This is a genomic window from Myxococcota bacterium, assembly GCA_041389495.1.
Taxonomy (GTDB): domain Bacteria; phylum Myxococcota_A; class UBA9160; order UBA9160; family UBA4427; genus JAWKRT01.
The window spans coordinates 465,246-478,403 of sequence record JAWKRT010000002.1; the positions used below are offsets into that span (position 1 = coordinate 465,246).

Annotated in this window: 10 protein-coding genes; 6 read left to right on the forward strand and 4 right to left on the reverse strand. The window is 74.7% G+C overall.

What is annotated here, in order from left to right; translation table 11 throughout:
- Positions 1 to 8: 8 nt before the first annotated feature.
- The 4 genes from R3E88_12820 (at position 9) to R3E88_12835 (ending at position 4,932) form a co-directional block, all read left to right on the forward strand.
- Entirely contained in the window at positions 9 to 1,103 is a 1,095-nt protein-coding gene (locus R3E88_12820) for an amidohydrolase family protein (protein MEZ4217358.1), read from the forward strand.
- The gene (locus R3E88_12825; GenBank protein MEZ4217359.1) at positions 1,069 to 2,649 is read left to right on the forward strand and encodes a hypothetical protein; all 1,581 of its coding nucleotides are present in this window, start codon (positions 1,069 to 1,071) and stop codon (positions 2,647 to 2,649) included. The genes R3E88_12820 and R3E88_12825 overlap by 35 nt, the downstream gene beginning before the upstream one ends.
- Positions 2,646 to 3,716, forward strand: coding sequence for a GDSL-type esterase/lipase family protein (locus R3E88_12830; protein MEZ4217360.1), 1,071 nt, complete (start codon positions 2,646 to 2,648; stop codon positions 3,714 to 3,716). Before R3E88_12825 ends, R3E88_12830 begins: the two co-directional genes overlap by 4 nt.
- 259 nt (positions 3,717 to 3,975) lie before the next feature.
- Complete coding sequence (locus R3E88_12835) at positions 3,976 to 4,932, forward strand: hypothetical protein (GenBank protein ID MEZ4217361.1); 957 nt, start codon at positions 3,976 to 3,978, stop codon at positions 4,930 to 4,932.
- A gap of 19 nt (positions 4,933 to 4,951) precedes the next feature.
- Here R3E88_12835 and R3E88_12840 read toward each other — a convergent pair whose 3' ends face one another.
- A complete protein-coding gene (locus R3E88_12840) occupies positions 4,952 to 6,127 on the reverse strand; it encodes an alpha/beta hydrolase (protein ID MEZ4217362.1) in 1,176 nt (391 codons plus the stop codon).
- A 196-nt stretch (positions 6,128 to 6,323) separates the two neighbouring features.
- Between R3E88_12840 and R3E88_12845 the strand changes: the two genes are divergently transcribed.
- Both R3E88_12845 and R3E88_12850 read left to right on the forward strand, forming a co-directional pair.
- Positions 6,324 to 7,796 (forward strand): amidohydrolase family protein, encoded by a 1,473-nt coding sequence (locus tag R3E88_12845; GenBank protein MEZ4217363.1) that lies wholly within the window; start codon positions 6,324 to 6,326, stop codon positions 7,794 to 7,796.
- A complete protein-coding gene (locus tag R3E88_12850) occupies positions 7,793 to 8,782 on the forward strand; it encodes an aldolase/citrate lyase family protein (GenBank protein ID MEZ4217364.1) in 990 nt (329 codons plus the stop codon). The genes R3E88_12845 and R3E88_12850 overlap by 4 nt, the downstream gene beginning before the upstream one ends.
- Before the next feature lie 32 nt (positions 8,783 to 8,814).
- On the opposite strand, the gene R3E88_12855 is transcribed toward R3E88_12850, so the two are convergent.
- From R3E88_12855 to R3E88_12865, 3 genes are all read right to left on the reverse strand, one after another.
- Positions 8,815 to 10,263, reverse strand: coding sequence for an amidase (locus R3E88_12855; protein MEZ4217365.1), 1,449 nt, complete (start codon positions 10,261 to 10,263; stop codon positions 8,815 to 8,817).
- A gap of 131 nt (positions 10,264 to 10,394) precedes the next feature.
- Positions 10,395 to 11,861 (reverse strand): NAD(P)/FAD-dependent oxidoreductase, encoded by a 1,467-nt coding sequence (locus R3E88_12860; protein MEZ4217366.1) that lies wholly within the window; start codon positions 11,859 to 11,861, stop codon positions 10,395 to 10,397.
- A complete protein-coding gene (locus R3E88_12865) occupies positions 11,861 to 13,111 on the reverse strand; it encodes a cytochrome P450 (protein ID MEZ4217367.1) in 1,251 nt (416 codons plus the stop codon). Before R3E88_12865 ends, R3E88_12860 begins: the two co-directional genes overlap by 1 nt.
- Between the last annotated feature and the right edge of the window lie 47 nt (positions 13,112 to 13,158).

The following is a 13,158-nucleotide window of genomic DNA, read 5'->3' on the forward strand; positions in this document are numbered from 1 at the left end:
AGGAAGCCATGGACTACCGCATCATCTGCTCCGACAGCCACGTGAACGAGCCGCCGGACCTCTGGCTCTCGCGCGCACCGGCGAAGCTCCGCGATCGCGTGCCGCACATCGAGAAGTTCGAGCAGGGCGAGGCGTGGGTGCTCGAAGGCTCGAAGGACCCGATCAACTTCGGCATGAACGCGTGCGCCGGGCTCGCGCCCGAGGAGATGCACGCGTGGTGTCGCTTCGAGGACATCCGCCGCGGCGGCTGGGACCCGAAGGCGCGCACCGAGGAGATGGACCTCGACGGCATCGACGCGTCGGTGCTCTACCCGACGCCGCGCCTCGCGCAGAGCATCGTGTCGTACCGCGACGACGAGCTCCATCTCGCGTGCGTGCGCGCCTACAACGACTGGCTGTCGGAGTACGTCGAGCACGCGCCCGCGCGCTTCGCGGGGCTCGCGATGCTCCCGAACTGCGGGGCGAAGGCGGCCGTCGCCGAGTTCGACCGCGTCTGGGGGCGCCCGGGCATCCGCGGCTTCACCGTCGGCTGCTTCCCGAACGGGACGCTCGACGTGGCGCCGGAGGACGACGCGGCCTGGGAGCGCTTCGCGTCGACGGGCGCGGCGTTCTCGATCCACGTGAGCATGAGCCGCGAGGCGCCGTCCGCGCACAAGATCGCGCTGCCCGGCTACGGGCGCTTCTTCGACGCGCCCAACCGCATCGTGCAGATGATCTTCGCGGGCGTCTTCGATCGCTTCCCGAAGCTCGCGTGCACGTTCGCCGAGGTCGACTGCGGCTGGGTGCCGTACTTCAAGGAGCAGATCGACAACAACTACAAGCGCCTCGACCCGGTCCGCAAGTTCGGGCTCGCGCAGCTCCCGAGCGAGTACGTCGAGCGGCACGTGAACTTCGCGTTCATCACCGACCGCTACGCGATCACGCACCGCGACGAGATCGGCGTCGAGCGCATGCTGTGGTCGACGGACTATCCGCACATCTCGGCCGACTGGCCGCACTCGCGCGCGTCGATCGAGCGCGCGTTCGAGGGCGTCGACGCGGCGGCGCGCGAAGCGATGCTGTGCGGCAATGCACGGCGGATCTACGGCTTCGGGAACGCCTGACGACTCGGACGGGAGCGACGCGCGAGCGCGGCGGGCCGCCGCGCTCGCGCTCGCCCTCGTCGTCGTCGGCGCGGCTTGCCTCCTGGCGGGGTGGCTCGACGCGCCCCTCCACCGGCCGCAGGACGAGGGGCAGCTGCTCGTCCTCCCCGAGCTCGTGCGCGGCGGCGCGGTGCTGCACCGCGACGTCTTCGCGACCTATCCGCCCGGCGTCTTCTGGCTGCTCGCGGCGGTCTACGAGCTCGTCGGCCCGTCGCTCGCGGCCGAGCGCGCGACGGGGCTCGCGCTGCGGCTCGCGATCGTGGCGGCGACCTTCGCGCTCGCGCGCCGGTCCGGCGTGTGGGTCGCGACGGCCGCGTCCGCGGCCGCCGCGCTCGTGCTCCTGCCGCTCCAGCTCGCGGCCTTCGCGTGGCTCGGCGCGGTCGCGCTCGGCCTCGGCGCGCTCGTCGCGCTGCACGGAGCGCCGCGCGCGCCCGCGCGTGCGGCGGTCGCCGGCGCGCTCGCGGGCGCGGCGCTCGCGTTCCGTCTCGACGTCGCGCTCGCGCTCGCGCTCGGCGCCGCACCGTGCCTCGTGCGCGCGCCGCGCGCCGCGCGCGGCGCGTTCGCCGCGGGGCTCGCGCTCGGCGCGCTCCCGCTCGCCGCGCACGCACTCGCCGCGGGCGTCGGCGCGTTCGTCGACGCGACGGTCGTCGAGACGGTCGTGCGCGTGGCGCCGAACCGCCGCCTGTCCCTCGGCGACGCGAGCCTCGTGCGGCTCCGCGAGCTCGCGCTCCCGGTGCTCGGCATCGTCTCGGTGCTCGCGGCCGCGCGCGGCGCGTCGCGCACGCCCGCCCGCGACGGCGCGCTCGACGAGCGCGCGCGGCTCGCGTCGCTCGGCGGCTTCGCCGCCGGCCTCGCGCCGCAGGCGCTGCAGCGCCTCGACGCCGACCACGTGCTCTACGTCGCGTGCGTCGCGAGCCCGCTCGTGCTCGTGGCGCTCGGCAGTGCGCTCGCGCGCCGCAGCGCGCGCGTCGCCGCCGCCACCGTCGGCGTCGCGTTCGCCGCGCTCTTCGCGGCGCCGCGCGCGGCGCTCGTCGTCGACCTCGCGCGCGGCACGGGCCCGGCGCGCGGCTTCGCGCTCGAGCGCGGCGGGCGCCGCGTCGTCGTGACGAGCGAGGTCGAGCGCGCGACCGTCGCCGAGCTCGTCGCGGCGATCGAGCGCGCGTCGCGCCCCGGCGACGCGCTCTTCGTCGGCCCGCGCGACCTGACGCGCACCTACTACGCCGACGTGCAGATCTACTGGCTCTTCCCCGAGCTGCGGCCGGCGAGCTTCTTCGTCGACCTCAACCCGGGCTCGGCCGACCGCCCGGGCTCGCGGCTCGCAGGCGACCTCGCGCGCGCCGACCTCGTCGTCGCGAGCCGGCGCTGGGACGCCATGCGCGGCGAGAGCGAGTGGGCGGGCTCGCCCGACGCGGCGCGCGTGCTCGCCGAGCGCTTCGCGCTCCGCTTCGAGCGCGGGCCGTGGTCGCTGTGGACGCGGCGCGCGGCGGGCGCGGAGACCGCGCCGTGAAGCGCGCGATGTTCGCGCTCGCGCCGCTCCTGCTGCTCGTCGCGCTCGCCGAGGCGGGGCTCCGCCTCGCGGGCGCGGGCGGCGAGCCGATCGCGCCGTTCACGCTGCCCGGCGAGTCGGCCGGGCTGCTCGAGCTCGATCGCGATCTCTTCTGGCGGCTCCGCGCGAACGCGCGCGGCGAGCTGCAGGGCGCACCGGTCGCGACGAACTCGCTCGGCCAGCGCGACGACGAGCTCGAGGCGAAGCTGCCCGACGAGCTGCGCATCCTGTCGCTCGGCGAGAGCACGACGTTCGGCAACGGCGTGCGCGTCGAGGACACCTACTCGCAGCGGCTCGAGCGCACGCTCCGCGCGGCGCTCGCGCCGCGCCACGTCGTGGTCGTGAACGCCGGCACGCCCGCGTGGTCGTCGTTCCAGAGCCTCGAGTACCTGCGCGGCGACGGCATCGCGCTCGCTCCCGACTGGGTGCTCTTCTATCACGAGGGCAACGATCGGCTCCCCGCGTACGTGCGCGCCTCGGACAGCACGCTGCTCGGCATGGCGCAGTCCGACGTGCAGCTGCACGCCGATCGCTTCCGGCGCTTCCACCGCTGGCTGCTCGACGTCTCCGCGATCTACCGCTTCGCGCAGTACCGCGCCGCGCTCGCGCGCATCGAGCGCTTCCAGTCGGCGGACGAGGGCGGCGCGGCCGCGCGCGACGCCTCCGCGCGCTGGCGCGCCGAGGTGGCCGGCGCGCCCGTCGACCTGCGCTTCCCCGTGCGCGTGCCGCCCGACGAGCGGCGCGCGGTGCTCGAGGAGCTCGCCGCGCTCGCGCAGCAGCGCGGCTTCCGGCTGCTGCTCGTCCACCCTGCGTATCGCGACAGCCGCGCGCACGAGTGCGTGCTCACCGAGCTCGCGCGCGAGCGCGGCATCGCGCTCGTCGACGCGATGCCCATCCTGCACCCCGACGGCGCGGCGCCCGGCGCGCTCTTCCTCGACGCGATGCACCCGAACGCGGAAGGGCACCGGCGCCTCGCGCGGGCGCTCGGCGACGCGATCCTCGCCGAGCTGCGCCGCGGCGGGCGTTAGGCGCCGCGCGGGGCGAGCACCGCGCGATCCCGCGACGCGCTCGCGGTGTGTGGCGCGCGGCGAGCGAGCGGCCGCGCGCGGCCCGTGAGCGGCGTGTCCGCGCGCCACGGCGAGCGCCGTCGGGTGCCGCTCTGGGCCCTCTCGCGCCCCTCGCAGGCGATCGCGTCGTTTTGAGGGTTGTTCCCGGCGGCCGACCGCGAGAAGCTGGGCCGCGCGCCCGCCGCCGCGCGGTGCCCGGCGCGAGCGAGGAGGATGTCCGATGCCCCGACATGCGATCTCCGAACGCGCGGGTCGCACCGCGTTCGCGGCGCTCGCCGCCGTGCTCGTCGCCGGTGCGGCGACCGCGCAGGTCGATCTCACGAGCACCCAGTCGACCGGCACCGAGAAGGTGAAGCTCACGCTGCGCCAGCAGCCGAAGCTCCAGGCCGAAGGCGCGGCCACCTTCGACGTCGACGGCGCCGACGCCGGCACCTACGTCGGCACGCTGATGATCGACGGCGACGTCGACGACAGCGGGCGCAAGCCGCTCTTCGAGATGATCGACTGGGCCACCGTCGAGACCGGCATCGAGGCGTGGATCGACGCCGGGATCCCGGGCCTCGCGCCGTCCTCCGCCGTCGTCGACACGAGCAAGGCGAAGGTGTCGCTCTCCGCGAAGGAGCGCGGCGATCTCACGGTGAAGCTCACGGTCAACGCGCCCGTGCTCGTGAACGGCGCGATCGCGGGGAAGCTCCAGGTCAAGTCGACGCTCGTCGAGCCGCGCCCGCCGCTCTGCGCCGGCGCGCTGTTCGGCGGCATCGAGCAGTTCGCGGGCTCGGTCCGCGGCGTCGGCAGCGTCCGCTACAAGGACGAGCCCGTGACGCTCGCGCTCTCGCCGGAGGTGACGCCGTTCGACCGGATGCTCGGGTTCACCTACACGAACCCGGCGGCCACGCCCAACACCGTGCTCACGGGCTCGATCGACCACACGGGCAAGCGGCCGGTGATCGCGCTCGATCCGGCCTCGAAGGTCGCGCTCGAGGAGAACCTCGAGGACGTGATCTTCGACGAGGCGGGCATCGTCGCGACGGTGACGCTCGGCGCCTCGAAGAGCACGTTCAAGTGCGGGCGCGACGGCACGACGCTGCAGTTCAAGTACCAGGCCGACTTCACCGCGGTGTCCGTGCAGGGCACCGCCACGGGCAAGGTCACGATCCAGAGCAAGATGGCGATCTAGGCCCGCCCGCCCGGCGCGCCTAACGAAGCGGGATCGGGTCGGTCGACACCGCGTCTCTCGTTCCGCGGAGTGTGCGGTCGAGGAAGGCGCGCACGCGCGCGTCGACCTCGGCCGCCGCGGCGGGCGCCGTCTCCGGCGACAGGAAGTCGCCGTGCCCGCCGCCCTCGACCGCGACGAAGTACGCCTCGACGCCCGCCGACGAGAGCGCCGCCGCGAGCCGCTCCGACTCCGAGATCGAAACGAGCGGGTCGGCCGTGCCGTGCACGATCAGGAAGGGCGGGTCGCCGGCGTCGACGTGGAGGAGCGGCGAGGCGTCGCGCGCGAGCGCGGGCACGCGCTCGGGAGGCGCGCCGAGCAGCTGCTCGCGGCTCGACGGCCCGCCGCCCATGGCGGCCATCCGCGACGGCGGCGGCGGCTGCGTGAGATCCGTCGGCCCGAAGAAGTCGACCGCGCACGCGATGCCCTCGCTCGACGTGCCGAGCACGGCCGCGAGGTGGCCGCCCGCCGACGCGCCCATCGCGCACACGCGGCCCGCGTCGAGCCCGTAGGCGTCGGCGTGCGCGCGCACCCAGGCGAGCGCGGCCTCGAGGTCGTCGCGCTGCGCGGGCCAGGTCGCCTGCCACGAGAGGCGATAGCCGATCGCGACCGCCGCGTAGTCGCCCGAGGCGACGAGCGGCGCCACCTGGCCGCGCGCCATCGCGCGGCTTCCCATGTTCCACGCGCCGCCGTGCACGTACGCGACGACCGGGAGGCGCTCGCCGTCGACGCGCGCCGCGGGCAGGTAGAGGTCGAGCTGCTGGCGCGGGTGGTCGGTGCCCGCGTAGGCGACGTCTGCGATCCGCGTGACGCCTTCCGGCAGCGGGCGGCGTCCCGCGCCGCCCGGGTCGAGCTGGAAGTCGGTGAACTCGGCGAGCGACAGCGCGCCGTCGGCATCCTCGTCCGCCGCGCGCAGGTAGCCCTGCACGGCGGCCGGGGCGCTCGCGATGGCGACGCGTCCGTCGTCGCGCGGGCCGAAGTGCTCGAAGGCCGCGCGCATGTACGCGGCCTCGGCGGCGCGCGCGTCGACGCCTCCGCTCGCGGCGTCGGAGCCAGGCGCGGCGATGCTCGGCGTCGCGAGGCACGCGACGAGCGCGAGGAGCGCGAGGAGCGCGCGCGCGGAGCGGCGCGCGGGGCGGGGCGTCGTGGGTGTCGTCATGCGCGCCAGCATACGCCGCGCGTGCGGCCGGCGGCGAGGCATCGCGCGCGCCGCGGTGTCGCGGCGCGCGGTGTCTCTGTGCCGCGTCGCGCGGCGCGCCGTCGAGCGCCGCCGCGCGCGGCTTGACGCTCGCGCGCGGCGGCGCGCATGCTCGCGGCGTCCGCGCGCGCGTTCGCAGCGCGCAGGGGAGGGACGCATGGCGCACCGCAGCCCCGCCGAGGTCCGCCGGTCGCTCGGCCACCCGATCGTCGACGGCGACGGTCACTTCGTCGAGGTCTGGCCGCTCGCGCACGAGGAGATCGTCGCCTTCGTCGAGCGCGAGGGCGGCGCGCGCCTGCGCGACCGCTTCCTCGCCGGCCACGCGCGTCCGCTCGACACGACGGCCGTGGCGGGCGATCGCGCGGGCGAAGCCGCGGCCCGCGCCGCGCGCGACCGCTGGACGGCGAAGTCCTCGTGGTGGGGATGGCCGTGCGAGAACGCGCTCGACCGCGCGACGTCGCACCTGCCCGCGCTCCTCTACGAGCGGCTCGACGAGATCGGCATCGACTTCGCCGTGCTCTACCCGTCGATGAGCCTCGCCTTCCTCGACCTGCAGGACGACGAGCTCGCGCCGCTCCTCTGCCAGGCGGTGAACGCGATGCACGCCCGCGAGTTCGGACGGTACGCGGACCGGCTCACCGTCGGCGCGCTGCTCCCGATGAACACGCCCGACGGCGCGATCGCGACGCTCGAGCACGCGGTCGGGCTCGGCCTCAAGGCCGGCGTCATCTCGGGCTTCGCGCGGCGTCCGATCGCGAAGCTCGAGCGCGAGCACGGCCCGCTCGACCCGCCCGTCGTCCGCTACGACACGTACGGGCTCGACTCGGCGCACGACTACGACCCGTTCTGGCAGCGCTGCTGCGACCTCGGCGTCGCGCCCGTGTCGCACAGCTCGACGCAGCAGTACCACGTCGCGCGATCGGTCTCGAGCTACGTGTACAACCACGTGGGCGGGCTCGCGCGCGGCCACGAGGCACTCGCGAAGTCGCTCTTCCTCGGCGGGGTGACGCGCCGCTTCCCCGCGCTCCGCATCGGCTTCCTCGAGGGCGGCGTCGCGTGGGCGTGCAGCCTGCTCGCCGACCTGCTCGGACACTGGGAGAAGCGCAACGCGCGCGCGATCCGCGCGCTCGACCCGGCGCGCCTCGACGTCGACGCGCTGATGGGGCACTTCGAGCGGCACGGCGACGCGGCGGTGAAGGCGTCGCTCGCGTCGCTGCGCGCCTACTATGCGCAGCCCGGCGCGCGGCCCGAGCAGCTCGACGAGTTCGAGGCCGTGGGCATCGAGCGCGCCGAGGACGTGCGCGACCGCTTCGTGCCGAGCTTCTTCTTCGGCTGCGAGGCCGACGACCCGCTCGCCGGGTGGGCCTTCGCCGAGGGCGTGAACCCGTTCGGCGCGCGCCTGCACGCGATGCTCGGCTCCGACATCGCGCACTGGGACGTCGTCGACATGAAGGATCCGGTCCCCGAGGCGTACGAGGCCGTCGAGCACGGACGCATGACCGAGGCCGACTTCCGCGACTTCGCGTTCGCGAACGCGGTGCGCCTGCACGGCGGCATGAACGCGCGCTTCTTCGACGGCACCGTCGTCGAGGCGGCGGCGGCCGACGTGCTGGCGAAGGAGGGCGCATGAGCTTCGCGCTGCGTCCGCGCGTCGAGCGCCCGCCGGTGTCGCCGATCCGCTCGCTGCTCTTCGTGCCGGGGTCGGACGAGAAGCGCGTCCCCGAGGCGCCGTCGACGGGCGCCGACGCGGTCGTGCTCGATCTCGAGGAGCCCGAGACGCCGATGTCGAAGGCGGTGCGCGAGCGCGCGCAGCGCGTGGCGGGCGACTTCCTGCGCGAGCGGCCTCCGTGCGAGCCGGCGCGCGCGCCGGAGGGCCCGCGCGGCGGAGAGCCGCTCTGGTTCGTGCGCACGCGCGCGCCGTCGACCGGCTTCATGTGGAGCGACCTGCGCGCCGTCGTCTCGCCCGCGCTGACGGGCATCCTGCTCCCGAAGATCCGCGGCCCCGAGGACGTCGTCGCCGCCGACGCGCTGCTGCTCGCGGCCGAGACGGAGACCGGGCTCCCGCAGCGATCGATCCGCCTCTACCCGATCCTCGAGACCGCCGACGCGCTGCGGCTCGCCTACGAGATCGCGATGGCGTCGCCGCGCGTCGCCTACATGGGCGGCGCCGTCTCGCGCTTCGGCGACATCCATCAGGCCGTCGGCTTCACGTGGACGCCGGGCGGTCGCGAGACGCACTTCCTGCGCTCGAAGGTGCTCGTCGACGCGCGCGCGGCGGGCATCCGCTACCCGATCAGCGGCATGTGGGGCGGCGACACGAGCGATCGCGACGGCCTGCGGCGCTGGGCGGTCGAGCTGCGCGAGCAGGGCTACTACGGGATGATGCTCGGCGCGCCGCAGCACATCGCCGACGTGCACGCGGTGTTCACGCCGAAGGCCGAGCAGATCGCGTACTGGAAGGAGCTCGTGCGGCTCGCCGAGGAGGCCGAGGCGCGCGGCACGGGCCCCATCCTCTATGGCGACCCCGACGCGGGCGAGGGCCACCAGGTGCACCTCGCGCACGTCGAGAGCGCGCGGCGCAACCTCGAGTGGGCGGCGGGGCTGGGCGTCGCCTGAGGCGCGCGCGCGCGCGGCCCGCGGCGACGCGCTCACGCGTGGACGGCGGGCCTTCGCGCGCTCCACGGCGCCGCGCGCTCGAGCTGCGCGGCGAGCGCGAGCAGCACGTCCTCGCGTCCGTAGGCGGCGACGAGCTGCACGCCGACGGGAAGCCCGTCCGCGCTCGCGTGCAGCGGCAGCGAGATCGCCGGCTGCCCCGTCACGTCGAACGGCATCGTGAACGCCGTGATGCGCCCGAGCCCGCCGAGCAGGCGGTCGAGCGGCACGTCGGGCGCGAGCGCGCCGACGCGCGGCGGGAGCTCGGGCGAGGTCGGCAGCAGCAGCACGTCCGCGTCCGGGTCGCGCCACCACTGCTGCAGCTCGCGCGACCACGCGAACGCCGCCTCGGCGTCGCGCGCGTACGCGACGGCGCTCATCGCGCGGCCGGCCTCGGCCATCATCGCGTTGAGCGGCTCGACGTCGTCCGGGCCGATCGCGACGCCCGTGCGCTCGCTCCACGCGTCGAGATCGCGCGCGATCCCGACCGAGATCCACGGGCCGAGCGCGGGGCGCTCGAGCGCGGGCAGCGCGGCGCGCTCGACGCGGTGGCCGAGCCGCTCGCACAGCGCGGCCGCGCGCTCGACGGCGTCGCGGCACGCGGCGTCGACCTCGACGTGCGGATGCGCGGCGAGCACGCCGACGCGCAGCGCAGCGGGGTCGCGCTCGAGCGCGCTCGCGAACGCGCGCAGCGGGGGCGGCGCCGTGTACGGGTCGCCGACGGCCGGCCCGCAGATCGCGTCGAGCACGGCCGCGCTGTCGCGCACGCTGCGCGTCACGACGTGCTCGTGCGTGAGCGGGCCCCAGTACTCGGCGTGGTCGGGCGCGATCGTCGAGCGCGCGCGCGTCGGCTTGAGGCCGACGAGGCCGCAGAAGCTCGCGGGCAGGCGGATCGAGCCGCCCATGTCGTTCGCGTGCGCGACGGGCACGAGCCCGGCCGCGACCGCCGCCGCCGACCCGCCGCTCGAGCCGCCCGGCGAGTGCGCGAGGCTCCACGGGTTGCGCGTCGCGCCGTACGCGCGCGGCTCGGTGACGGCCGACATCGCGAGCTCGGGCGTGTTCGTCTTGCCGACGAACACGAAGCCCGCGCGCCGGAAGCGCCGCGCGAGCTCGGTGTCGTGCGTGGCGCGATGGCCCGCGCGCTTCGCGACCTGCATGCCGCAGTGGTAGGGGTCGCCCGCCGTCTGGCACACGGCGTCCTTCACGAGGAAGGGAACGCCGCGGAACGGCCCGGCGCCGAGGGCATCGGGATCGGCCGCCTGCGCGCGCGCCTTCTCGAAGAGCGGATGGATGACGGCGTTCAGCGCCGGGTCGAGCTTCTCGATGCGCGCGATCGCGGCCTCGACGAGCGCCGTCGGCGTCGCCTCGCCGCTGCGCACGAGCGCGGCCTGCGCCGTCGCGTCGAGCGCCGCCCACCCATCTCCGGAGTCATCGCGCGTCGCCACGGGCCGCATTCTCCGCGAACCCGCCCCCTCGCGTCATCCACCAACCGCGCCGTGCCGTAGCGCTCGCGGCCGAGAGGAGCGCGCCCGGGCGGTGCGGGTGCGACCACGACCGCGACTGCGCGCCGACCGCGTCAGGCTTCGAGCGCGTAGTCGGCGAGGACCGGGGCGGCCATGTCGGCGCGGAAGCGGTCGAAGGTCCACGGCCAGGCCGCCGGGACGCCGCGGTCGTCGAGGTACCAGCTGCGACAGCCCGTGCTCCAGACCGTGCGGCTCGCGGCCGCGACGCGGTCGCGCTCGAAGCGCGCCGTCGCCTCCTCGGTCGGCTCGACCTCGCGGCAGCGGCCCGCGCGCACGAGCTCGATCAGCTGCATGGCGTAGGCGAGCTGCAGCTCCGCGACCTCGATCAGCGAGAAGTTGCCGACCGGCCCGTTCGGCCCGTTGAGCATGAACAGGTTGGGGAAGCCCGGAATGGCGACCGAGAGGTAGGCGCTCGGGCGCTCCTTCCAGACGTCGTCGAGGCGCAGGCCGTCGCGGCCCGTCACCTCGATCGGCCGCAGGAAGCGGTCGACCGCGAAGCCCGTCGCGAGTGCGATCACGTCGAGCTCGTGCAGCTCGCCGTCCTGCGTGCGCACGCCGCGGCGCTCGATGCGCTCGATGCCCTCGGTCACGAGCCGCGCGTTCGGCTCCTGGATCGCGTCGTAGAAGTTCGGCGAGATGACGAGGCGCTTGCAGCCCGCGCGATACGACGGGCGGAGCTTCTCGCGCAGCGCCGGGTCGGCGACGCTCCGCTCGAGGTTCTCGCGGCACATCTCCTCGATCGCGCGCATCTGCGGCGAGTCGGCGTCGACGACCGCGTTCGCGAAGCCGGCCGCGAACATCTGCGAGATGCCGGCGTGCATCTCGCGCAGCTTCTCGGGATGGGCGCGGAAGTCGGCCTTCTCCTCGTCCGTGAAGGCCGGGTTCTCCTGCGGCATCACCCACTGCGGCGTGCGCTGGAAGAGCTCGACGCGCGCGACGCGGTCGACGATGGCGGGAACGATCTGGATCGCCGTCGAGCCCGTGCCGATCACGCCGACGCGCCTGCCGGCGAGCTCGACCGAGTGGTCCCAGCGCGCGCTGTGGAACATCGCGCCGTCGAAGTCGTCGAGCCCGGCGATGTCGGGGAGCTTCGGGTGGTGGAGCACGCCCGTCGCCGCGATGACGAAGTCGGCGGCGTCGCGCCGGCCCTTCGACGTCTCGATGCGCCAGCGCCCGTCCTCGAACGCGAGCTGCGTGATCTCCTCGCCGAAGCGCACGCGCTCCTCGACGCCGTTCTCGCGCGCGACGCGCTCGAAGTAGGCCTGGATCTCGTCGCCCGGCGAGAAGCGGTGGCTCCAGTCGGGGTTGGGCGCGAACGAGTAGCTGTAGAGGTGCGAGGGGACGTCGCAGCCGACGCCCGGGTAGGTGTTCTCGCGCCACGTGCCGCCCACGCGCTCGGCCTTCTCGTAGATCACGAGGTCGTCGAGCCCGGCCTCGCGCAGCTTGATGGCGCTCAGGATGCCGGACATGCCGGCGCCGAGGATCGCGATGCGCGGCGCGCGCGCGGCCGGGGCGCCCATCACGCCGCCGCCGCCGACTTCCGCATGCGATAGCGGATCGGCATGTGCTTGAAGCCGGGAACGAGGTTCGACGCGACGTGCTGCGGCGGCGCCGTGAGCTCGACCGAATCGAGCCGCGACACGAGCTCCTGGAACAGGCGTCCGCTCGTCTTGCGCGCGAGGTGCGCGCCCAGGCAGAAGTGCTCGCCGATGCCGAACGCGAGGTGCGGGTTCGGGTGGCGGTCGAGCCGCAGCTCGAGCGGCGCCTCGAAGACGTCCTCGTCGCGGTTGGCCGACGCGTAGAAGAGCACGAGCCGGTCGCCCTTGCGGATGCGCTGGCCGTTCAGCGTGCAGTCGCTCGCCGCGGTGCGCATCATCGTGTTCACGGGCGTCACCCAGCGCATGATCTCGTCGATCGCGAGGCGCGTGAGCTTCGGCTCGCGCGCCCAGCGCGCGCGCGCCGTCGGGTTGCGCACGAGCGCCTCGAGCCCGCCGCCGATCGCGCCGCGCGTCGTCTCGTGCCCCGCCGTGAACGTGATGAGGTAGTACCCGAGCGTCTCGATCTCGCCCATCGGCGCACCGTCGACGCGGGCGTTCGCGATCATGCTCGCGAGGTCGTCCGTCGGGCTCGCGCGTCGGCTCTCGATCACGCGCGTGAAGTACTTGTAGAAGTCCATGAAGAGCGTGCGGATGTGCTCCTCGTGGTTCTCCGAACGCTGGAACTCGGGGTCCGCGCTGCCGAACAGCTCGTTCGTGAGCCGCAGGATGAAGGGCTCGTCCTCCTCGGGAACGCCGAGGATGCGCGCGATGATCTTGAGCGGGTAGATCGAGGCGACCTCGGTGACGAAGTCGCACTCGCCCTCGTCGCCGAGCGCGTCGACGACCTTGCGCGCCGTCGCGTCGACCACCGCGTCGAGGCGCTCGAGCGCACGCGGTGTGAAGAACGGGCTCGCCACGGCGCGGAACTTGCGATGTTCGGGCGGGTCCATGTTGATGATCGTCTTCATCTGCGGCGCGTTGCCGGCCTCCTGGCGCCGCAGCGACTCGAGGTCGACGATCGTCATGCCCGGCTCGTTGAGGAAGACGTCGGGCTGCTTCGAGACGTCGCGGATGTCGGCGTGCTTCGTCACCGCCCAGAACGCCGGCCAGCCGGCCGGCTCGAACTTCTGCACGGGCGACTCGTTGCGGAGCCGCGTCCACAGCGCGTGCGGGTAGCCGTTCTGCGCGTAGCTCAGCGGATCGACCAGGCTGCGTCCGTCGTCGTCGACCATCGTGGCGTCCTCCTGCGTGGACTCGTTCGGGGTGGGCGGAGTGCGCG

What these genes read in the sequence shown, in the direction of transcription:
- R3E88_12820 (MEZ4217358.1), top strand. Translation starts at nt 9, where the DNA reads ATGGACTACCGCATCATCTGCTCCGACAGCCACGTGAACGAGCCGCCG.
- R3E88_12825 (MEZ4217359.1), top strand. Translation starts at nt 1,069, where the DNA reads ATGCACGGCGGATCTACGGCTTCGGGAACGCCTGACGACTCGGACGGG.
- R3E88_12835 (MEZ4217361.1), top strand. Translation starts at nt 3,976, where the DNA reads ATGCCCCGACATGCGATCTCCGAACGCGCGGGTCGCACCGCGTTCGCG.
- R3E88_12840 (MEZ4217362.1), bottom strand. Translation starts at nt 6,127, where the DNA reads ATGACGACACCCACGACGCCCCGCCCCGCGCGCCGCTCCGCGCGCGCG.
- R3E88_12845 (MEZ4217363.1), top strand. Translation starts at nt 6,324, where the DNA reads ATGGCGCACCGCAGCCCCGCCGAGGTCCGCCGGTCGCTCGGCCACCCG.
- R3E88_12850 (MEZ4217364.1), top strand. Translation starts at nt 7,793, where the DNA reads ATGAGCTTCGCGCTGCGTCCGCGCGTCGAGCGCCCGCCGGTGTCGCCG.
- R3E88_12860 (MEZ4217366.1), bottom strand. Translation starts at nt 11,861, where the DNA reads ATGGGCGCCCCGGCCGCGCGCGCGCCGCGCATCGCGATCCTCGGCGCC.
- R3E88_12865 (MEZ4217367.1), bottom strand. Translation starts at nt 13,111, where the DNA reads ATGGTCGACGACGACGGACGCAGCCTGGTCGATCCGCTGAGCTACGCG.